This is a genomic window from Halomicrobium mukohataei DSM 12286, from assembly GCF_000023965.1.
Classification (GTDB): Archaea; Halobacteriota; Halobacteria; order Halobacteriales; family Haloarculaceae; genus Halomicrobium; species Halomicrobium mukohataei.
Genome location: NC_013202.1, coordinates 1320711 through 1340988, shown reverse-complemented (window position 1 = coordinate 1340988; position 20278 = coordinate 1320711). Strand labels below are relative to the sequence as shown.

25 protein-coding genes are annotated in these 20278 nt (G+C 67.4%); 10 read left to right on the top strand and 15 right to left on the bottom strand.

Annotated features, from left to right (window positions below; translation table 11 throughout):
* Positions 1 to 15 precede the first annotated feature (15 nt).
* A complete protein-coding gene (locus tag HMUK_RS06760) occupies positions 16 to 1335 on the bottom strand; it encodes a cytochrome P450 (RefSeq protein WP_015762384.1) in 1320 nt (439 codons plus the stop codon).
* Positions 1336 to 1420: 85 nt separating this feature from the next.
* Here HMUK_RS06760 and HMUK_RS06755 point away from each other — a divergent pair, with 85 nt between their 5' ends.
* On the top strand, positions 1421 to 2083 hold the full coding sequence (locus HMUK_RS06755; RefSeq protein ID WP_015762383.1) for a helix-turn-helix domain-containing protein: 663 nt from the start codon (positions 1421 to 1423) through the stop codon (positions 2081 to 2083).
* Between the two features lie 15 nt (positions 2084 to 2098).
* On the opposite strand, the gene cofG is transcribed toward HMUK_RS06755, so the two are convergent.
* From cofG to tmk, 5 genes are all read right to left on the bottom strand, one after another.
* Positions 2099 to 3217: a 7,8-didemethyl-8-hydroxy-5-deazariboflavin synthase subunit CofG gene (gene cofG / locus HMUK_RS06750; RefSeq protein ID WP_015762382.1), complete on the bottom strand. Its 1119-nt coding sequence runs from the start codon at positions 3215 to 3217 to the stop codon at positions 2099 to 2101.
* 44 nt (positions 3218 to 3261) lie between these two features.
* Positions 3262 to 3873 carry a 2-phospho-L-lactate guanylyltransferase gene (gene cofC / locus HMUK_RS06745; RefSeq protein WP_015762381.1) on the bottom strand — a complete coding sequence of 204 codons (612 nt, stop codon included), beginning with the start codon at positions 3871 to 3873 and terminating at the stop codon, positions 3262 to 3264.
* Complete coding sequence (locus HMUK_RS06740) at positions 3874 to 4653, bottom strand: hypothetical protein (protein ID WP_049940876.1); 780 nt, start codon at positions 4651 to 4653, stop codon at positions 3874 to 3876.
* Complete coding sequence (locus HMUK_RS06735) at positions 4631 to 5815, bottom strand: tubulin/FtsZ family protein (RefSeq protein WP_015762379.1); 1185 nt, start codon at positions 5813 to 5815, stop codon at positions 4631 to 4633. The genes HMUK_RS06740 and HMUK_RS06735 overlap by 23 nt, the downstream gene beginning before the upstream one ends.
* A 144-nt stretch (positions 5816 to 5959) precedes the next feature.
* Positions 5960 to 6556, bottom strand: coding sequence for a dTMP kinase (gene tmk, locus HMUK_RS06730; protein ID WP_015762378.1), 597 nt, complete (start codon positions 6554 to 6556; stop codon positions 5960 to 5962).
* Positions 6557 to 6711: 155 nt separating this feature from the next.
* Here tmk and HMUK_RS06725 point away from each other — a divergent pair, with 155 nt between their 5' ends.
* The gene (locus tag HMUK_RS06725; protein WP_015762377.1) at positions 6712 to 7632 is read left to right on the top strand and encodes a complex I NDUFA9 subunit family protein; all 921 of its coding nucleotides are present in this window, start codon (positions 6712 to 6714) and stop codon (positions 7630 to 7632) included.
* A 74-nt stretch (positions 7633 to 7706) separates the two neighbouring features.
* Here HMUK_RS06725 and HMUK_RS06720 read toward each other — a convergent pair whose 3' ends face one another.
* The 3 genes from HMUK_RS06720 to HMUK_RS06710 form a co-directional block, all read right to left on the bottom strand.
* Positions 7707 to 8030, bottom strand: a complete 324-nt coding sequence (locus HMUK_RS06720) for a hypothetical protein (RefSeq protein WP_015762376.1) — start codon at positions 8028 to 8030, stop codon at positions 7707 to 7709.
* Between the two features lie 139 nt (positions 8031 to 8169).
* Complete coding sequence (locus HMUK_RS06715; RefSeq protein ID WP_015762375.1) at positions 8170 to 8400, bottom strand: Lrp/AsnC family transcriptional regulator; 231 nt, start codon at positions 8398 to 8400, stop codon at positions 8170 to 8172.
* Between the two features lie 92 nt (positions 8401 to 8492).
* Positions 8493 to 9206, bottom strand: coding sequence for a molybdenum-dependent transcriptional regulator (locus tag HMUK_RS06710; RefSeq protein WP_015762374.1), 714 nt, complete (start codon positions 9204 to 9206; stop codon positions 8493 to 8495).
* A gap of 79 nt (positions 9207 to 9285) precedes the next feature.
* On the opposite strand from HMUK_RS06710, the gene HMUK_RS06705 reads away from it, so the two are divergent.
* From HMUK_RS06705 to HMUK_RS06695, 3 genes are read left to right on the top strand one after another with little or no spacing between them, the layout of a single operon-like run.
* Complete coding sequence (locus HMUK_RS06705) at positions 9286 to 10230, top strand: extracellular solute-binding protein (RefSeq protein WP_015762373.1); 945 nt, start codon at positions 9286 to 9288, stop codon at positions 10228 to 10230.
* Positions 10227 to 11033: an ABC transporter permease gene (locus HMUK_RS06700; protein ID WP_015762372.1), complete on the top strand. Its 807-nt coding sequence runs from the start codon at positions 10227 to 10229 to the stop codon at positions 11031 to 11033. The genes HMUK_RS06705 and HMUK_RS06700 overlap by 4 nt, the downstream gene beginning before the upstream one ends.
* Positions 11030 to 12100 (top strand): ABC transporter ATP-binding protein, encoded by a 1071-nt coding sequence (locus HMUK_RS06695; RefSeq protein ID WP_015762371.1) that lies wholly within the window; start codon positions 11030 to 11032, stop codon positions 12098 to 12100. The genes HMUK_RS06700 and HMUK_RS06695 overlap by 4 nt, the downstream gene beginning before the upstream one ends.
* 99 nt (positions 12101 to 12199) lie before the next feature.
* Here HMUK_RS06695 and HMUK_RS06690 read toward each other — a convergent pair whose 3' ends face one another.
* Genes HMUK_RS06690 through HMUK_RS17545 form a run of 3 tightly spaced genes read right to left on the bottom strand, consistent with a single transcriptional unit; the run spans position 12200 to position 13737 of the window.
* Entirely contained in the window at positions 12200 to 12499 is a 300-nt protein-coding gene (locus tag HMUK_RS06690; RefSeq protein ID WP_015762370.1) for a hypothetical protein, read from the bottom strand.
* Positions 12492 to 13550, bottom strand: a complete 1059-nt coding sequence (locus HMUK_RS06685; protein ID WP_015762369.1) for a zinc-binding dehydrogenase — start codon at positions 13548 to 13550, stop codon at positions 12492 to 12494. The genes HMUK_RS06690 and HMUK_RS06685 overlap by 8 nt, the downstream gene beginning before the upstream one ends.
* Positions 13551 to 13581: 31 nt before the next feature.
* Positions 13582 to 13737, bottom strand: coding sequence for a hypothetical protein (locus HMUK_RS17545; protein WP_018257547.1), 156 nt, complete (start codon positions 13735 to 13737; stop codon positions 13582 to 13584).
* 116 nt (positions 13738 to 13853) lie between these two features.
* Between HMUK_RS17545 and HMUK_RS06680 the strand changes: the two genes are divergently transcribed.
* The 5 genes from HMUK_RS06680 (at position 13854) to HMUK_RS06660 (ending at position 17278) form a co-directional block, all read left to right on the top strand.
* On the top strand, positions 13854 to 14483 hold the full coding sequence (locus HMUK_RS06680) for a molybdopterin-binding protein (RefSeq protein ID WP_079979650.1): 630 nt from the start codon (positions 13854 to 13856) through the stop codon (positions 14481 to 14483).
* 38 nt (positions 14484 to 14521) lie between these two features.
* On the top strand, positions 14522 to 15214 hold the full coding sequence (locus HMUK_RS06675) for an MBL fold metallo-hydrolase (RefSeq protein WP_015762366.1): 693 nt from the start codon (positions 14522 to 14524) through the stop codon (positions 15212 to 15214).
* Positions 15215 to 15382: 168 nt separating this feature from the next.
* Positions 15383 to 16336 carry a WD40/YVTN/BNR-like repeat-containing protein gene (locus HMUK_RS06670; RefSeq protein WP_015762365.1) on the top strand — a complete coding sequence of 318 codons (954 nt, stop codon included), beginning with the start codon at positions 15383 to 15385 and terminating at the stop codon, positions 16334 to 16336.
* A gap of 83 nt (positions 16337 to 16419) precedes the next feature.
* Positions 16420 to 16872, top strand: a complete 453-nt coding sequence (locus tag HMUK_RS06665; protein WP_049940761.1) for a hypothetical protein — start codon at positions 16420 to 16422, stop codon at positions 16870 to 16872.
* A 136-nt stretch (positions 16873 to 17008) separates the two neighbouring features.
* The gene (locus HMUK_RS06660; protein ID WP_015762363.1) at positions 17009 to 17278 is read left to right on the top strand and encodes a hypothetical protein; all 270 of its coding nucleotides are present in this window, start codon (positions 17009 to 17011) and stop codon (positions 17276 to 17278) included.
* Here HMUK_RS06660 and HMUK_RS06655 read toward each other — a convergent pair.
* Genes HMUK_RS06655 through pyrG form a run of 3 tightly spaced genes read right to left on the bottom strand, consistent with a single transcriptional unit; the run spans position 17275 to position 20152 of the window.
* Positions 17275 to 17586: a DUF7126 family protein gene (locus tag HMUK_RS06655; protein ID WP_015762362.1), complete on the bottom strand. Its 312-nt coding sequence runs from the start codon at positions 17584 to 17586 to the stop codon at positions 17275 to 17277. The two genes, HMUK_RS06660 and HMUK_RS06655, sit on opposite strands and share 4 nt — an antisense overlap.
* Positions 17583 to 18500, bottom strand: coding sequence for a glutamine-hydrolyzing GMP synthase (guaA, locus tag HMUK_RS06650; protein WP_015762361.1), 918 nt, complete (start codon positions 18498 to 18500; stop codon positions 17583 to 17585). Before guaA ends, HMUK_RS06655 begins: the two co-directional genes overlap by 4 nt.
* Positions 18500 to 20152, bottom strand: a complete 1653-nt coding sequence (gene pyrG, locus HMUK_RS06645; protein ID WP_015762360.1) for a glutamine hydrolyzing CTP synthase — start codon at positions 20150 to 20152, stop codon at positions 18500 to 18502. Before pyrG ends, guaA begins: the two co-directional genes overlap by 1 nt.
* Between the last annotated feature and the right edge of the window lie 126 nt (positions 20153 to 20278).

Here is a 20278-nt window from a genome sequence, read left to right as displayed (position 1 = left end):
TCCCTCGCCCCTCGATCAGTCTCGCCTGTGCGGCGTCATCGCCACGTCGTGACTCGGCTGGAGCGTGACTGCGGCCGACAGTTCGAGGTCGCCGTACTCGCGTTCGAGCGTCCACTCGCTGGCGATCGTCGCCAGGATCAGTTGGGCCTCCGTCATCGCGAACTGCTGGCCGATACAGCGCCGCGGGCCGCCGCCGAAAGGGAAGTAGGCGTACTCCGGACGGTCCGATCGGCCGCCGTCGAGGAACCGCCCGGGGCGGAACTGCTCGGGGTCGTCCCAGAAGCGCTCGTCGCGGTGCAACACCCACGTCGGGAGCGTGACGAGACTCCCCTCGGGGATCGTGTAGCCGCCGATCTCGACCGTCGTGGCGGGCGAGCGGCGGATGTCGTGGGCGGGGGGATACAGCCGCATCGCCTCCTCGATGACGGCTCCGGTGTACTCGAAGTCGAACACGTCTTCGATGGTCGGTCGCCCGTCGAGCAGCGCGTCCAGTTCCTCGTGGAGTCGCCGCTGGGCCGTGGGATTGCGCGAGAGCAGGTCCCAGACGTACGTCATCGACAGCGCAGTCGTCTCGTGGCCGGCAAAGAGGAAGGTGACCAGCTCGTCGCGGATCTGCTCGTCGTCCATCGCGGTGTCGGCAGCGATCAACATCGCCACCAGGTCGTCGCGGTCCGCCTCGTCCGCGCGGCGGGTTTCGACGATGTCGTAGATCTGGTCGTCGATGTGAGAGAGCGCCCGGTCGGCCCGACGCAGGAACGGGACCGGGGCCCAGTCGGGCGCGAAGAACGTGATCGGCTGCTTGCTGGGCTCCAGTGGGGCCTGAAACGCCTCGACGGCCTCGTACAGTCCGCGTTCTGCCGGATCGATCTCCTGGCCGAACAGACAGTCGACGAGGATGTCCAGCGTACAGCGCGTCATCGCGCGCCGAACGTCGACAGACTCGCCGGCCGTCCAGCGGTCGGCGGTCGCGGCGGCCTGAGCGACCATCCGCTCGGCGTAGTTGCGGATGTGATCCATGTAGAAGGCCGGTTGAATCGCCTCCCGCTGGCGCTCCCAGAGATCGCCGCCGCTCGTCAGCAGGCCGTTCCCCACGAACGCCTCCAGCTGGGCGTTGCTCGGTTCGTGTTTCGGGAAGGTGTCGGGATCTTCGAGGACGCGCTTGACGTCGGCGGGATCGGTCAGCATGTAGGTGTCCCATCCCAGCATCTCGTAGTTGACGACGGGGCCGTACTCCGCGGCACAGCGCTCGCGGAAGGCACAGGGATCGCGGGCCCACTGATGGGAGTTTCCGATCACGGGCAGTCCACGCGGGCCGGGGGCGTCTGTGGTCGTCATCGTGTACAGAGACGGCCGGGAGCCGCCTCGGCCTGTCGCCTCGCCGACGAGGTCGATTTAAGTAGCGCCCGGAGAAACTGCGGATATGCGGTACGTCACCGTTCGCGTCGAGCCGCGTGAGGGCACCGCCTTCCACCCGCTCGGGCAGGCGCTGTCCGACGCCGAGGACATCACCCGCGAGGCGATCCACCGCGTCGAGTTGCTCGACGACGGCAGCGGCGTGATGCTCGCGGAGGCGCGGGGCAACCGCGACCACTACGAGGCGATCCTCGACGACAGCGACTACGTCTGTCAGTACGCCGTCACCGGGACGGAGGGGCGCTGGTACGCCTACTGTCAGTTCGACCCCAACGAGGCCAACTACCGGATGCTCCAGCACCGCCAGGAGTCGACCGTGATGATGGAGATGCCCATCGAGGTCCACCCCACCGGCGCGATGGAGATCACCTTCGTCGGCGACGAGGGAGCCTTCAGCGAGGCGGTGCCGTCGGAAGGGGAGGCGTTCGAGATCGAACTGCTGGAGACCGGCCAGCGCCCGCCTCGCGGCGAGGACCTCTTTGCCTGTCTGACCGACCGCCAGCAGACGATCCTCGAAACGGCGATCGAGCTGGGGTACTACGAGAATCCTCGAGAGGCCACCCAGGCGGAGATCGCCGACGCCGTCGACGCGACCGCCGGAACCGTCGGCGAACACCTCCGGAAGATCGAGCACCGGGTGTTCTCGCAGTTCGTCGATCCGGACTCGTGAGAACGCGGTGGGCGGCTACCGGCCGCCGACGCCGGCCGGATTCTCGCCCCGATCCCGCACGGCACGGAACCGCTCGCCGTGGACGCCGTCGCGCTCGATGGCGGCGCGGACCCGCTCGGAGAGCCACGCCTCGTCCCCGAGGAACCGCTCGTACACCGGCAGCCGCTCCCGGAGCGGTACGTCGGCGTGGTCTGCCACGGCACGCAGCTCCTGGAGCGCCGGCCACTCGTAGGCCGGGTTGACGTGATCGACGGTCACCGGCGACACCCCGCCGAGATCGTCGATGCCACAGTCGACGAGTTCGCGGGCCGGCGCGAGATTCGGTGGGACCTGGACGGACACGTCTGCTGGCAGACCGGCCCGGGCCATCGCCGTCGCGCGACGCAGCGTCGCCAGGTCCGGGGACCCGCCGTCCCACCGCTCGTTGTCCACGACGGGCTGGACGATCACTTCCTGGACGTGGCCGTACCGCTCGTGCATCGCGGCGATGGCCAGAATGCTCTCGGCCCGGTCGGTCCAGTCCTCGCCGATGCCGACCAGAATCCCGGTCGTGAAGGGAACGCCGAGCTCGCCGGCCACCCGCAGCGTGTTGAGCCGCTGGCCGGGGTTCTTGGCCCTGGGGCCGCCGTGGGCCTGCACGTCTGCGGTGGTTTCGAGCATCACGCCCATCGATGCGTTGCGGTCGGCCACCGTCGCCATCTGCTCGCGCGTCTGGTCGCCGGGGTTGCTGTGTGGGAGCAGTCCCTCCTCCAGAGCGATTTCGCAGGCCCGCCGGAGGTACGTGTGGATCGACTCGTATCCCCACTCGGCGAGCTGGTCGTGGACCGCGGTGTAGCGGTCGTCCGGGTCGTCGCCGAAGGTAAACAGAGCCTCCGTACAGCCGGCGTCGGCCCCGCGCCGGCAGGTCTCTCTGATCTCCTCGGTGGTCATGAGCTCGGCCTGGCCCGGCGGATCGTAGTAGGTACAGTAGGTACAGGTGTACCGACAGGCCGTCGTCAGCGGCAGGAAGACGTTGCGCGCGAACGACAGCGACGGCGCGGCCGACACGTCGGCCGGCGTCGTCTGCAACAACTGCTCGATCGCCTCCTCGTCGATGGACAGCGACAGGTCGTAGTCGCTCGCGCCGGGAATCACGTCACCGTCTCGGAACTGCGAGGGCAAAAGTCCTTCCGGACGGGTCAGGGTCGCTCGACAGTGGTCCGCCCGTCGGCGACGGTCAGCTGGACGCCCGCCCCTCGCAGCCAGTCGGCCGCTCGCCCCTCGCCGTGGAGCAGGACCTCCGCGAGATCGGCCGGCTCGTCTACGTCGGTACTCAGGCGATAGGAGTCGATCTCGGTCACCGTCCCACCGGCGTCGCGGGCGATCCGGCGGTGGTCGCGGATCGACGCGTCGTGGTAGTCGACACGGAAGTCGGGGTGGCGTGCGACGAACGCGTTCGTCCCGCCGCCACGGCCCGGAGCGAGGACGACGTCTCCCTCGGCCGCGAAGAGCCGGTCGAGCGCGTCGGGGGTCGCCAGGGCGAGGTCGGCCATCACGACCGCGACGGGCTCGTCACTCGCGGCGAGCAGACCGTTGATCGCCGCATCGAGCGGCCGGTCGTCGACGGTCACCGGCCGGTCGAGATCGATCGCTTCAGTCGCGAGGACCGTGGGGTCGACGCCGACCGTATCGAGCGCGTCGAGCACGTCCGCGAGCATCACGCGGGCGAACGCGCGACGCTCGTCGGCGTCGAGAACGGGCGCAAGTCGCGTCTTGGGCTCGGTCGCCGAAAACGGGACGACGACGCGCATCTACAGCTTCGAGAAGTCGTCGCCCTGCTGGGACTGCCAGTAGTAGACGCCCCCGCCGAGCAGGAGCAAGACGACGAGCACACCGGCACCCATCAGGATCATCTGGGTCGTCTGCTGGGACTGCCGGGCGGAGTCGGCGGCGTTCTGAGACTGTGTCGCAAGCTCCTGTGCGTTCTCGAAGTTCTCGTTCTCGTACGACGAGATCGCACTGTCGAGCAGGTCCTCGGCTTCCTGGTGACCACCCGCGGCGTCGATGGCGCTCTGGGCGTCGTCGATGGCCTCGCGAGCGGCTTGGCTCTCGCTCGTGTAGTGGTGGGCGGAGTCGTTGACCAGCTCGTCGGTGTTGCTGCCGGTCCGCTGGTCGAGCGCGGCGACGGTGAACGTCTGTTCGGGGTCGTAGCTGTAGTTTTCGACCGCCGGTGCCTCACCGACCAGTTCGATCTGGATCTCGTCGCCGTTGTTGTCGACGCTCAGGTCCTGTTCGAACGACCGTTCGCCGTAGGTCGTCTCCCCGTCCTCGACCGGCGTGCCGGCCCTGAGGACGGTGACGGTCCAGCGGACGTTCTGGAGTTCGGTGTCGGCGACGAGCGTCCAGTCGTTGGCCGTGTCGGTGAAGGGATCGTCGATCGTGTAGGTCATCGACACCTCTTCACCGACCTGTGCCTCGCTTGGCACTCCATCCGAAGAGAGAGTGAGAGCGGCGGCTGTCCCCGTCGCGGTCACCAGCAGCGCGACGCAAAGCAGCGCAGCCGCAGTCTTAGAACAGCGGGTCAAGTTCATCATCGTCGTCTTCGACCAACTGATCTAAGTTATCTTCGCTCTCCTGGCGGATGTCGTCGATGTTGTCCTGTGCCTCGATTGCCACCTGCTGGAGCTCCTTGATGCGGGGCACGTTGTGGACGCCCGACAGAAGCACCGCGGCGGCGACGCGGGGCTCGTTGGTCGGGTAGTCCCCGCCACGGACCTCCATGCTGCCGGTCTGCTCCTCGAGCCACTTGCGCCCGCGCTCGATGCCTTTCCGGTTGAGGTGGGCAGAGGGGCCGGCCATCACGAGCAGCGCACGCTCGGCACCGTCGATCTCGCAGGGCAGTGTCAGCCGACCGAGCGCCGCCTTCCGGACCAGGGAGGTGATCCGGTTGGTCGTGTTGGCGGTGTCCATGTCGTTGCTATCGTCGCTGCCACTGGAGAACCGCGACAGCAGGCCGCCACCGCTGCTTGACGACATCTCCACGTCCTCGGAGGCGTACCCGACCGTCGAGACGCCACCGCCCGAAAGCGTGTTGATGATCTCCGAGGAGTCGACGACGCTCTCTGCGACGTTGTCGCCGTCGCCGATCTCGCCCGCACCGAAGAGGACGCCGAAGCGTCTGACGATCTCCTCGTTGATGTGGTCGTAGCCACCCTCGACGGACTCGCCGGTCTTGCGCCAGGCGTCGTTGTCGAAGACGAGCAGGTTGTCCACCTCACGGACGAACGTCTGGAACGATCGGGCGGCGTTGAGGGTGTAGATACCCCCCTCGTCGCTGCCCGGCAACACGCCGAGCCCGTAGACGGGTTCGGTGTAGATGCGCTTGAGGTGTTTCGCGATGACCGGCGAGCCGCCCGAGCCGGTGCCACCGCCGAGTCCGGAGACGACGAGGAAGCCGTCGATCTCGTGGACCGGGATGCTGTCGATCGCGCCCTGGATCTCGTCGATGTCCTCCTCGGCGATCTCCGCGCCGAGTTCGTTGTCGGCACCGACGCCGTGTCCCTTGACGCGCGCCTGTCCGATCAGGACTCGATTCTCCTGTGATATGTTCTCGAGGCCGAGCAGGTCCGCTTTCGCCGTGTTCACCGCGACCGCCGAACGGACGATACCGGAGTTGGTCCGTTCGTCGTATTCGAGGAACTTGTCGACGATTTTACCGCCGGCCTGCCCGAAGCCGATCATCGCGAGTTTCATTGCTTGGTGAGACTCCGCTTGAAGAGGGAAAGTAGGAAAGCAGGCATAAGCCTTTTGCCAGGATATCGAATACGATATAGTTGTTCTATCGACAGTTCGTGGCGACACCACGCGACGGCGACTGGTCGAGCCACTGGAGAGGCGTCACGCTCCGGACAGGAGTTCGTCGACGGCCTCCTCGATGGCCGCCCGGACGGCCCGCTCGGGCCGGGTGGCGTCGATGCGGACGAACCGCTCGGGCTCGGCCGCGATCAGGCGCTCGTAGTTCTCGCGTACGTCCGCGAGGTAGTCGGCGGTCTCGAACTTGTTGGTCGCGCCGCTGCGCTCGGCGGCGGTCTCGGCGTCCACGTCGAGGTAGATCGTCGCGTCCGGCGGTCGGGTCCAGGGCGCGTGTACGTCCCGGACGTACCCGAGCGCGTCGTCGAGGCGGTCGCTCAGAGTCGCCCCCTGGTAGGCGTAGCGCGAATCCGAGTACCGATCAGAGACGACGAGCCGTCCGGCGTCGAGTGCCGGCTCGATCGTGTTCGCGAGGTGGTCGGCGTGGTCGGCCGTATAGAGGAACAGCTCCGCCAGCGAATCCGCCTCGTCGTCGTCGATCGATCGCTGGACGGCCTCGCCGTACCACGACTCCGTCGGCTCGCGCGTGAAGACGGCGTCGTCGGGCACGGCGGCGTGGCGCTGGAGCGTCTCCCACGCGGTCGTCTTCCCGCTGCCGTCCAGTCCTTCGAGCGTGAGCAGCATACCCGGGCCGTCGCCGCGCCCGTACGTAAACGCCCCGACTGGTCGGAGCCCTCGGCAGAGCCACCGAGACCACTCGACAGGCTGTCAGGACACTGCCGGCGCGTCCTAACTGGGTGCGCACTAGCTTTACATCAGTCCCCGGTCATATACCTGGTATGAACGTACTGCTCGTCGGCGGGAGTGGCTTCATCGGGACGAATCTCTGTACGGCGCTGGTGGATCGCGGCCACGACGTGACGGTGCTGGCACGCTCACCCGACGCCGCCGACCTACCCACACAGGCGACGACCGTCGCGGGCGACGTGACCGACTACGACAGCATCGAGGGCGCGTTCGAGGGACAGGACGCCGCGATCAACCTCGTGGCGCTGTCGCCGCTGTTCAAGCCGTCCGGGGGCAACGAGATGCACGACCGCGTCCACCGCGGTGGGACGGAACACTGCGTGCGCGCAGCCGAGGAACACGGCGTCGAGCGGTTCGTCCAGATGAGCGCACTCGGGGCCGACGCCGACGGTGCGACACACTACATCCGTTCGAAGGGCCGGGCCGAAGAGATCGTCCGCGACTCGTCGCTCGACTGGGTGATCGTCCGTCCCTCCGTCGTGTTCGGTGACGGCGGCGAGTTCGTCCAGTTCACCAAGCGGCTCAAGGGGATGTTCGCGCCCGGCGTCCCGATCTACCCGCTGCCCGGCGGCGGCAAGCAGACGCGGTTCCAGCCAATCTGGGTCGGCGACCTCGTGCCGATGCTGGCCGACGCGCTCACGGAGGCCGAATACGTCGGCGAGGTCTACGAACTCGGTGGCCCCGAGGTCCTGACGCTGCGAGAAGTGACCGAACAGGTCTACGAAGCCGCGGACGGCTCGGTCACCATCGTCGGGCTCCCGATGGCGCTTGCCGGGATCGGGCTGAAGACGCTCGGCTTCGTCCCCGGCTTCCCCATGGGCGGCGATCAGTACCGATCACTGAACTTCGACAACACGACCGACGACAACGACGTCGAGCGGTTCGGCGTCGAGGAGAGCGAGCTGACGACGCTTGGCGAGTACCTCGGCATCGCCGCCGAGGCCGCGAACTGATCCGGCGGCATCTCCTCGACCGGGCGGCGTGATCGGTCCCGACGAACGAGCGAACGCCGCGACCGCCCAGAACACTACTGTCGCATCGTCTCCGGGAGCTCTACCTCGTCGGGGGCCGGCATCCAGACGTAATCGAAGGTGAGTCCCAGCCCCAGCGGGAAGAAGATCGTCGCCAACACCACGAGCGCGCGGCTGCCGAGATTCCCGCCGAGCTTGAACACGCCCGACAGCACCAGCAGGAGGACGAACAGCGCGACCGGACACAACAGTAGCGAGTAGATGACACTCCCCCAGCGCGTGTCGAGTCGCACGCGGAAGAACCGGGTCATCAACGCCGTGACGGCGCTGTTGACCAGCACGATCACCAGCAGTCCGACGAGATCGATGACGGCGACCATGGTCGGGCTAGGGAGTCGAGACGCTTTGCAGTATCGGGACGCCGCGAGACGCGGCGTCATACGGACGGTTGTAGGCGTTTACCCAGTCGATCGCACGACGGCGTGCGGTCGATCTGGTAAAGACCTACAACTGTCCGTATCACTCCATGCAGATGTAGGTCCGCGTGTCGACGACGCCGTCGAGGTCCCGGATCCGCGTCGCGACGGTGTGCATCACGTCGTACACTTCCTCGCCGGCCGCTTCGGCGATGATGTCGTAGTTGCCGGCGACGATGTGGGCCTCGCCGACGCCGTCGTGACCGCGAATCTCCGAGAGCAGCCCCTCGGACTTGCCGGCCGAACTCTTGATCATGATGAATGCACTGACCATGTGTACTGTGTGAACTTGTGACATGAAAAAGATTCAGGTCGGTCGCGTGGTTCGCGAGACGCCGACGGCGAGAACGGTGACGGCCGGCAGGCTCACTCCTCGGAGAGCCGCGTCACTCTGGCGGCCGTCGCTTTGAACGTCGCCACGACGGGATCGCCCGGTTCCAGATCGAGGCGTGCTCGACTCGCCGCCGTGACCAGTACCGGGATGGGCGTCGCCGCTCCGACGTCGACGGTGATCGTCGCGACGCCGTCGCGCTCGTCGACGGCCGTCACCGTTCCGCGCAGTCGGTTGCGGGCACTCGTCCGGGTGGCCGAGAGAGTGGCGTCTGGCTCCTGGAGTGTCACGGCGTCGGCGGTCAGCGTCACCGTCACGTCGTCGCCGGTGTCGACCGACGGGTCCCGGTCCCCGCCGACGACGATCGCGTGCAACTCGCCCGCCGGACTCTCGGCGGTCACCAGCCGTCCCGATCGCTCGCGAACGGTGCCAGAGAGCGCGATCACGTCCGCGGCGGCCGTTCCCGAAACCACGGTGTGGACGCGGGCGAACTGCGTCAGCAGTTCGCGGCCCCGGTCGGTGAGGACGCTCCCACCGCCGCCCTCTCCCCCGCGTTCGCGCTCGACGAGCGAGCCCAGCGTCTCTTCCAGGACTGTCAGGCGCTTGTGGGCCCGAGAGTACGAACGGCCGAGCGCAGTGGCGGCCGCGTTCAGCGATCCCTCGCTGTCGACGGCCCGCAACAGCGCCGCGTCCGACGCGTCGACGGTCACCCCATCGGCAGTCAGCGAGACGGCCACGTCCGTGTCCATACGCACGCCGACGGACGGAGCGAGCAAAACCGTTATGTTGTACTCAGCACAACCCCGTTATGTTGGGAGTGATATAACGATGGGACACACCAGGGCTGCAGTCACCCGTCGGGGGTTCCTGACCGCGATCGGGACCGTCGGCGTCGGGGCGCTCGCGGGGTGTACCGGCGTCACGGGAACGGAAAGCGGCCCAGTCAGCCTGCTGTGTGCCGGCAGCCTCGCCCGCACCGTCGAGCGACACGTCGGCCCGGCGTTCAGAGAGCAGACGGGGCGGGCGATCCACGGCGAGTACCACGGGTCCAACGCCGTGATGCGGATGGTTCAGGAGGGCGTCGAGCGCCCCGACGCCGTCGTCAGCGCCGACGCGACGCTCCTCCGGGACCGACTGTACGGGGTGGCCACGGACTGGGACGTGACCTTCGCGGCGAACAGCCTGGGGCTGTGCTACGACGAGGCGACGGAGCCGGGCGAACAGCTTGCGGCCGGCACCCCGTGGTACGAGGTCGTCGGTGGCGCCGACGACGGTGCCATCGCGATCGGCGATCCGGAGCTGGATCCGCTGGGCTATCGCGCGCTCCAGGCGTTCGAACTCGCACAGCGGGCACACGACCTCGACGGCTTTCGCGAGCGGGTGGTCCCGCGGCTGTACACCGAGCCCGACGAGCCACAGCTGCTCGCGGGCGTCGAAACGGGGTCTCGTGCGGGCGCAGTCGTCTACCAGAACATGGCCGCCGACCGCGGGCTGCCCTTCGTCGAGTTTCCGGACCGCTACAACTTTTCGAACGCGGCGCTGGCCGACCACTACGCGACGGCCTCGTACACGACCGACGACGGCTACACCGCGACGGGTCGGCCGATCCTCTACAGTGCGACCGTCTGTGACGACGCCGACGATCCGGCCGGCGGGCGGGCACTCGTCCAGTACCTCTGTGAGAATCCGTCCGTGCTGACGGCCGCCGGCTTGCGTGTGGGCGAGCAACTGCCGGGGGAGCACGGCTCGGTCCCCCCGGAGGTGAACGTGTGAGGGCCTTCGACCCGCGACGACTTCGGACGCCGACACGGTTCGTACCGGCGCTACTGGGCGGTGTCCTGCTCGTCCACTTCGTCGTGCCGTTCGCGGCCTTCCTCTCACAGACTGGCACGTCGAACGTCGTCGCCGGGCTGTCGGCCCCGCCAGCGCGGAGCGCGATCCGGAACTCGCTGCTGACGGCCCCGGTCGCGACCCTGTTTTCGACGCTGTTCGGCGTCCCGCTGGCGTACGCGCTCGCCCGAACGTCCGTCCGCGGGAAGCGCCTGATAGAGGGGGTCGTCGTCCTGCCACTGGTCGTGCCGCCGGTGGTCGGCGGCGCGATGCTCCTGACGGCAGTGGGGCGCTTCACGCCGCTTGGCCGCGCGGCGCTGGCAGCGGGCCTCCCGCTGACCGACAGCCTCGCAGGCGTGATCCTCGCCCAGACGTTCGTCGCCGGCCCCTTCGTCGTCGTCACGGCGCGGGCCGGCTTCGGTGCCGTCGACGAGCGACTGGAACAGGCGTCGCGCTCGCTGGGGTACGGACCGCTGGCGACGTTCTGGAACGTCTCGCTCCCGCTGGCACGGGGCGCGATCGTCGCGGGCGTCGTCCTCACGTTCGCGCGGGCGGTCGGAGAGTTCGGTGCCACGATGATGGTCGCGTACAACCCCCGGACGATCCCGACGCGGATCTGGGTCGAGTTCATCGCCGGGGGGATCGACGCGATCGTGCCGCTCGCGCTGGCGTTGCTCGCCATCACGGTCGTCGTCGTCACCACGGTCCAGCGGCTCGGATACGTTCCGACGGTGGTCGACGGATGACTCTCGAAGTCAGCGGCCTCACGCATCGCTACGGGTCGAAGACGGCCGTCGAGGACGTGTCGTTCTCGCTGGCAGACGGTGAGATCGTCGGGCTGCTCGGGCCGAGTGGCTGTGGCAAGACGACGATCGTCCAGGCGATCGCCGGCCACCTCCGCCCGGCCGCGGGCCGAATCTGGCTGCGCGGCGAGGACGTGACCCGGCAGCCGCCCGAACGCCGACGGGTGAGTGTCGTCTTCCAGGAGCCGACGCTGTACCCGCACATGACCGTCGGCGAGAACGTGGCCTACGGGCTCGAAGCACGCGAGATCGAACGCTCGCGAATCGACGAACTCGTCGAGACTCACCTCGAACTGATCTCGCTTGCCTCGCGGCGCGACGCCTACCCCGCCGAACTGAGCGGCGGCCAGAAGCGCCGCGTGGAGCTGGCACGGGCGCTGGCACCGGAGCCGGACGTGCTGTTGCTCGACGAGCCGCTGTCGGCACTGGACCGCAGCCTCCGCGAGGAGCTGCGGCGGGCGATCGGTCACATCCAGCGAGAGACCGGCGTCACGACGCTGTTTGTCACCCACGACCAGGCGGACGCGATGGCGCTCGCGGATCGACTCGTCGTCATGAACGAGGGCGCGATCGCGGGAGTCGACACGCCGCGGGCGCTGTACGGGTCGCCCCCCACGCCGTTCGTCGCGTCGTTTCTCGGACGGTCGAACGCCGTCGAGGCGACCGTCGTCGAACCGGAGCCGCTCGTGCTCGCGGTCGGCGAGCAGACGCTGACGCTGCCGGAGGCCCGGAGCGACAGACCGGCCGGGGCCTCGGTGTCGTGTCACGTCCGCCCGGCGGATCTGACGCTGGCCGAGTCGGACGGCACCGACACGGCCCCGACGCTGAGCGGGGCGGTGAGCCACGTCACGGACCGGGGGTCGCGCTACGACGTGTCGGTCACCCTCCCGACCGACGAGACGGTCGTCGTCGAGCGCCAGGCCGAGCCGCCGCCGCTGGGTACGACGGTGACAGTTCGAGTACCGGCGGCGAAGGTGACGCGCTTCGGGACCGACACGGCAGGAAAGTGACCAGGCGGGAAACTCGCGGTCACGCTCGCACGGGCCGGCGTCGTCGCCAGCGGTGAGTCACGCCGGGGAGACGCTCGCCGCTGGCGAGGAGCCTCCGTATCACGCACCGCCCGAGCGAGCACGCATCGCCGACCAGACGGCAACGCTACCGAGCAGGAACGCCGGGAGCAGCGGGAGAACGAGGTAGGCGTCACGCAACGTCAGCCCGAGCGACTGGACGAACGACTGTGCGGCCGGGAGGAGGAGGAGCGCGCCGGGAGCGACGATGAAGGCGAAGAGCACGGTCCCGACCAGCGTCCACCCTCGCCAGTCGAACTCGCGTTCGCCGTCGCCGCTGGTCGGCGGTTCGCCGCTGGGTCGATGGACGTAGCCCGCGTCGCCGTCGTCGTCGCTACTCATCGGCCCCTCCCTCGTACTCGCTGTCGGGAACGACGACGACTTTGCCGAACCCCTCGCGCTCTTCCAGCAGTTCGTGGCCGCGTGCGGTCTCGCTCATCGGGAGGACCGCCCGGATCAGCACCTCGAAGGTCCCGTCCCAGACCAGTTCGAGCACGTCGTCGAACTCGCCGGGACCGGCCATCGTCGAGCCGTGGACGGAGAGCTGGTTACCGAAGATCCGGTTGACGTTCGTCTCCGGCGTCGGGCCGGTCGTCGCCCCGCAGGTCAGCAGCCGACCGCCGTTCGCGAGACTGCGCAGCGACTGTCTCCAGGTGGCCGCGCCGACGTGATCGACGACCACGTCGACGCCGCGCTGGCCGGTCTCCGCGCGGACCGCATCCGCGAAGTCTCTGGCCTCGTAGTCGATCGCGAGATCCGCACCCAGCCGACGAGCGGTCGCGCGCTTCTCGTCGCTGCTGGCCGTCGCGATCACCGCACAGCCGGCGTGGTCGGCGATCTGGACCGCCGCGTGCCCGACGCCGCCGCTCGCTCCCAGCACGAGGACGGTCTCTCCGGCGTCGATCTCGCCGCGGGTGTGGAGCATGCGCCAGGCGGTCCCGAAGACCAGCGGCGCGGCCCCCGCGGTCGTCCAGTCGACGCCCTCCGGAACGGGGACGAGCGCGTCGGCCGGGACCGCGGTCCGCTCGGCGTGGACCCCCGGACAGTGTTCGCCGAGGATCTCGTAGTTCACACACAGCGTCGGCTCACCGTCGCGACAGAACTCGCAGGCCCCACAGCTGCGTCCGGCGGTGACGGCGACGCGATCGCCCGGGCCGAACCGCTCGACCGCGTCTCCGACGGCCACGACGACGCCCGCGGCATCGCTCCCGGGGACGTGGGGAAAGTCGAGGTCGATCCCCGGAAGTCCGCGGCGAGTCCACACGTCGAGGTGGTTCAGTGCTCCGGCTCGCACGTCGAGGAGAACGTCGTCGGAGCCGAGTGTGGGCTCGGGAGACGGCCCGTACTCGACGACCTCGCGGTCGCCGTGGGCGGCGAACTGGACGGCATCCATGGCTGGTGGTCAGGCCACCATCGTCTAAACCCTAGGGGTTCGGGACGGCCGGGCCGATCGCCAGCAGGCTGACCCGGTGGCTCGTCCCGTCAGCGTGTGCTTCCCGTGTTGCAACTGCGTCGGATCGGCTCTCGTAGACCCCTTCCTCGCTGCACTCGTGGCAGACGACGTGAAACGCTTCCTCCATACGTTCAGGCCACATACATGTCACTTAATCATTTTGATTTGGTAATGCAAAGCACACGTCGAAGTGACCACGCGGAGGCCACGAGCTATTTATTCGCGGCACTGCGAAGCCGGACCATGGTCGATTTCCAGTCGCGGAACCGCCGGACGCGGGACGACGAGCGAGCGGCATCTGAGACGGACTCGGCGTCCGACGAGCCGACGGACGGCGAGTCGGAATCGTCCGCGCCGGACGAGCCCGAGACGACACCGGAAGCCGACGAACCCGATCGGGGACCGGTGGCCGGCGTCGCCGTCGTCACCGTCGCCGACGACCGGACCGTCGAGGACGATTCGGTCGGCGATGCCGTCATCGAGGCACTGGGTCCCCACGAGCTGGTGACCCGCGAATTGCTCGGTCGCGACCACGACGGCGTCCAGGGTGCCGTCGACGCACTGGTCAACCGAGGAGACGTAGACGGCGTCGTCACCGTCGGCGGGACCGGTACCAGCACGCGCGACATCACCGTCGAGGCCGTCCACCCGCTGTTCGAGAAGGCGCTCCCCGGATTCGGCGAACTGTTCCGGCAGCGCTTCTACGAGGAAGTCGGTTCCGACGTGATCGCCATCCGAGCGGCGGCCGGCATCGCCGACGGGACGCCGGTGTTCTGTCTCCCCGACTCGGTCGAGGGGGCACGCATCGGTACCGAAGAGATCGTCGTCGAGCAGGTCGGACGGCTCTCCGATCGGCTCGACGAGGAGCCGTAGGCCAAATCCATTTGCGGCCACGCGGCCAACGCGACGGTATGGTGACTCGGCTCGCTGACGGCGTCTGGTGGATCGACCTCCGTGGGGTCAACGCCTACCTGATCGACGAAGCGGTCGCTGGCGACGGCGCTGGCTCCGGCGTGACGCTGGTCGACGCGGGACTGCCGTGGCACGGCACGCAGCTGAGCGCGGCGATTGCCGCGGCCGGCTACGAACTGCGCGACATCGAGCGCGTGCTGGTGACCCACTACGACATCGACCACGTCGGCGGACTGGCGGGACTCGACGGCCTCGACGCGCCGATCTACGTCGGCGAGGCCGATGCCGAACTGGTCGCGGGCCGACGGCGGCCGCCCTGGCACAACCACAAAGGACTGTTCCAGCGGGCGATGGCCGGCTTCGTCTCCCCGCCCACGAACCGGATCGAACCCGTCACCGACGGCGACACCGTCGGGGAGTTCACCGTCTACGCGACGCCGGGCCACACGCCCGGCCACGTGGCCTACGTGAGCGAGCGCGCCTCGGTCGGACTGCTCGGCGATCTGGTACGAGAGTCGCGTGGCACGCTCCGGCCGTCGCCGTGGCTCCTCAGCTACGCCACCGGCGAGGTCGAGCGCAGCATCGCGGAGCTGAACGGACGAGCGCCCGACTTCGCGGTGCTGGGTATGGGGCACGGTCGCCCGTTCGAGCGCGACGGACGCGAGCGCCTGACGGAACTGGCCCGCGAGTGATAGTTAGCGGCCGAACCATTTACTCGGTTCACGCGAATTTACGCCCAGATTCGGCGGCACGAACGTTCTCCCGTCGGAATAAAACCGATCGGGTGAGCTGAAACTCGCGTAAAATTCGCCAAAGCGCTTCCCGCTACTAAGTGGCAACCAGCCCACCACCCAGATGCGATGTTCGACGACACTGCCACCCGACGAACGGTCCTCAAGTCAGCCACAGCGGCGGTCGCCGCCGCTGCGGTCCCGACGGGCGTACAGGCCGCCGAACGCACGTGGACGGCCGTCGAATCACCGACGGGCAACACGCTCTTCGACGTGGAGTCGACAGCCGACGGCGCGTACGCCGTCGGTGGCGCTGGCGTCGTCCTCGAACGGACGCCGAAGGGCTGGCGCAAGGTGCTCGACGGCGGTCCGAGCGGCAACGGCAACAACCTCTACGGCGCGGACGTGACCGACGACGGCAAGCGGCTCTGGTTCGTCGGCTCGTCGGGCGCGATCGGCGAGCTCGATATCGAGTCGGGCGTCCTGAACGACCACTCGGCACCGATGGACGTGACCAACAACTTCAACGACGTGTCGGTGACGGGCGAGGCCGGCAGCACGAACGTCTACGTGGCCGGTGACTCCGGAAAGCTGTACTACAGCTTCGAGAACGGCGAGACCGGCAGCTGGGAGGACGTGACGCCGGCCTCCGGCTCGGCGATCAACGCCGTCGACTTCTTCGACGACCGATCCGGCCACATCGTCGACGGCAACCAGACGGTCCTGTACACGAGAGACGGCACGACGTGGGACCGGCTGGGAATCGCGAACGCCGACTACAACTTCTACGGCGTCGACGCCGACGGCTTCGACGACGTGTGGGTCGCGGGCGGTGGCGGTTCGATCTACCGCTGGAACGGCAGCGAGTGGCGTCGCACCGACAACGGCGACGCCGGCCTCCGCGACGTGGAAGTCGAGAACGGCGAGGGCCTCACCGTCGGCGGTGGCGGTGCGGTCTTCGACCGCGACGCCGATGCCGGCTGGGCGGCCGAACAGACCCCGACCGGCGCGAACCTGAAGGCCGTGGTCCGGGGCGACGTGGACATCGCGGTCGGTGCCGGTGGCGCGATCGTCGAGCGGTAGGGAGAATCACGAACTAACGTGATAGAAGGATCTTAGAAGACGTTTTATCTCAAAGCTTTTTCTGTCATTGGATCGTCCTCTGCGTGAAGCAGACGATTATGGATAGAAGAACCCTGATCAAATCGTCCGCCGTCGTCGCCCTCCCCTCGCTGGCTGGCTGTGCAATACTCGGGAACTCCGATCCCCCAGAGATACGATCGACAGTGGAGATTCAGGAAACTAGCTGCGGGCGCACAGAGATGACAGTAGACATCTCGGGCGACCGAACAGCGATAGAGCTAGTGGGCCACGCCGAGGTGCCGTCCGGGTGCTACGTCGTTCAGGACGAGGCCTTCTACCCATCGGCCGATGGGAGCTCGCTCCTCAAACTGGATTTCCGCCGAGTGGACAGCGGTGCCCACTGCGTCGACTGCGAAGGTCACGCGACGTATCGTGCCTCGATAACGGTCGAAGAGAACGAGATCACGGAGTTGCGAGTGATCCACAACACGCCAGACGACGAAACTGTCTACGGGACATTCTCGATCGGTGAGTAGCACTCGTTCGTCGAAAATCTGCAGTCCCGGCGTACAGGTCCGAAAAATTCCGTTTCGTACCGCGGGCGATTTTTGTCGTTCACCCAACAGTATTGGTGTGCTGCTTTTTACCATAGAGTGCTGACGAGAAGACGCGATGGCCGTTCACACGACTCCGCCAGACGGGTGGCACAGAGTCCGTGCCACCCATCGGGACCGCAAGTACTCGTCGGCGACGCCGGTGGTGTACGAACACGACGACTCGGGGCGACGTGTCGAGGTCGTCCCGACGCTCGTGCGTGCCCCGGGTGACGGACAGGAGTGGCAGGTGCGAGAACTGTTCAACGGTCGCTCACTGGTGCTCGATAGCGCACCGGACCGAGCGGCGGCGGCCGCGATCGCCATGGAGGCGATGCGGGGGCACTAGAGTTCTTCGGCGACGGCGTCGGGGCCGAGCAGTTGCGGATCGACGACCAGATCCGTCTGCCGGCTGGCGAAGTCGGGCAAGGATCCCTCGGCGTAGGCGACGACGCGCACGTCGGGGTTGAGGTCCTTCGCGACCGCGATGGAGGTCGCCTGTTCGAAATCGGTCAGCAGGTACACGTCGGCGTCGTGGACGCCCGACTCTTCGAGTCCCGGACGATTACCCAGCGGCGCGTTCGTGACCGTGTGGCCCTCGGCTTCGATCGCGTCGGCGATGTCGTTCTCGTCCGGGCCGGCGATGACGACGTTCATTCGTACTCGATGGTCGCGGGCGGTTTGTGAGTCACGTCGTAGACGACGCGAGCGACGTTCTCGTGGGAGCCCGTGATCCGGGACTGGATGCGCTGGAGGGTCTCCCAGTCGATCTCCTGTGCGCGGGCGGTCATGCCGTCGCGCGATTCGACCGAGCGGACCGCGACGACCCAGCCGTGGACGCGGTTGTCGCCCTTGACACCGGTGGCCTTGCCGATGACGGCAGCGAGTGCCTGCCAGGGCTCGTACTCTTCGAGTTCGTCCTCGACGACGTGGTTGGCCTCGCGAGCGACTTCCAGTTTCTCCTCGGTGACCTCGCCGATGATCCGCACTGCGAGGCCGGGGCCGGGGAAGGGCATCCGCTCGGAGATGATCTCCTCCAGGTCGAGTGCGCGTGCGACCTCGCGAACCTCGTCCTTGTAGAGGTCCCGCATCGGCTCGACGATCCCCTCGAAGTCGACGACCTCGGGGAGGCCGCCGACGTTGTGGTGGGACTTGATCGTCCCCTCGCTCTCGATCCGGTCGGGGTAGATCGTCCCCTGAACGAGGTAGTCCGCATCGACGTCTTTGGCGACGGTCTCGAACTCCCTGATGAACTGCTCGCCGATGATGTGGCGCTTCTCCTCGGGATCGGTCTCGCCTTCGAGGGCGTCGAGGAAGCGGTCCGTAGCGTCGACGATCCGCAGCGAGTCCATGTAGTCGAAGGTCTCGCGGATCTCGTCGGTCTCGCCCTTGCGCATCAGCCCCGTGTCGACGTAGACCGGGGTAAGCTGGTCGCCGATAGCCTCGTAGGCCAGCGCGGCGGCCGTCGAGGAGTCGACGCCACCGGACAGCGCGATGACGGCGTTCTCGTCCCCGACGGCGTCTGCGATCTCGTCGACCTTCTCGTCGATGAACGACTCGACGTCGACCATCAGTGGCTCACCTCCGGATCGGCGGCCGCGGTGTCGTCGTCGAGCACTGCTTCGAGGAGGCCGACGAACGGCGGGCTGGCACGCGTCGGTCGCGAGCGGAACTCGGGATGGAACTGTGTCCCGATGAAGTACGGGTGGTCGGGCAGTTCGAGGATCTCCATACGGTTGTCCGCGTGCCCCGAGAAGGTCATCCCTTCGGACTCGATGCGCTCGATGTACTCGGGGTTGACCTCGTAGCGGTGACGGTGGCGTTCGGTACAGCTCTCGGCTCCGTACAGCTCGTTGGCCAGCGTCCCCGGCTCGATATCGGTCTCGTGGGCACCCAGTCGCATCGTCCCGCCCATGTCCTCGACCTCGTACTGTTCGGGGAGGATGTCGATGACCGGATGTGGCGTCTCCTCGTCTAACTCTGCGGAGTGTGCTCCCTCCAGTCCGAGGACGTTGCGGGCGAACTCGACGACGGCCATCTGGAAGCCCAGACACAGGCCCAGGAACGGCACGTCGTTCTCGCGGGCGTAGCGGATCGCCTCGACCTTGCCCGCGGTCCCGCGAGAGCCGAAACCGCCGGGAACCACGACCGCGTCGGCGTCGTGGAGCCGGTCGACGTGGTGGTCGCTCATCTCCTCGGAGTCGACCCACTCGACGTTCACGTCGACGTTGGCTTCGAGACCGGCGTGTTTCAGCGCCTCGTGGACGGACATGTAGGCGTCTTCGAGGTCGTACTTGCCGACCAGCGCCACGTCGATCTCGCCGGTCGTCTGCTGGGTCACGAGTTCGCGCCAGCGGTTCTCCCGTTGCTCGGGTGGGAGCGCCTCGTCCGCGATGTCGAGTTGCTCCATCACGTACTGGTCGAGTCCGGCCTCTTCGACCATCAGCGGGACGTGGTAGATGTCAGAGACGTCGGGGTTAGAGAACACCGCCTCGGTCGGTACGTCACAGAACAGCGCGATCTTCTCGCGGGTGTCGATGTCGAGTTTGTCCTCCGAGCGGCCGACGAGGATGTCGGGCTGGAGCCCGATCGAGCGCAGTTCCTTCACCGAGTGCTGGGTCGGCTTGGTCTTTTGCTCGCCGTTCATCGAGTAGGGGACGAGCGTGACGTGGGTAAAGAGAATGTCGTCGTCGTCTTCCTCGTGGGCGAACTGGCGCAGCGCTTCGAGGTAGGGCATCCCCTCGATGTCCCCGACTGTCCCGCCAACCTCGATGATACACACGTCGTTGCCCTTGGCGGCCTCGCGGATGCGACGCTTGATGTCGTCGGTGATGTGCGGGATGATCTGGACCGTCTTGCCCAGGTAGTCGCCGGCCCGCTCTTTCTCGATGACGTGCTGGTAGGTCTTGCCGGTCGTGATGTTGTGGTCGAAGGTCATGTCGATGTCGAGGAACCGCTCGTAGTTCCCCAAGTCGAGGTCGACCTCCCCGCCGTCTTTCAGCACGTACACCTCGCCGTGCTGGAACGGGTTCATCGTCCCGGCGTCGACGTTGAGGTACGGATCGATCTTGACGGCGGTCACGTCGAAGCCCGCGTTTTTCAGTAGTCGGCCGGTACTCGCGGCGGTGATCCCCTTGCCCAGCCCGGACATCACGCCTCCCGTTACGAAAATGAACTTCCGACCCAGTTCCGGGTCGTAGTCAGTCTCAGGTTCCGTCGGCATACCGACGGTCCGCTACCTGTGTTGAAAACCGTTTCGGGAACTTCCTCTCATGGAACGGGTTATCAAGGGAATACGGCAGGTAGAATTATACTGCCGGCTATAGCTTTGTGACGGATGTATAGCCGG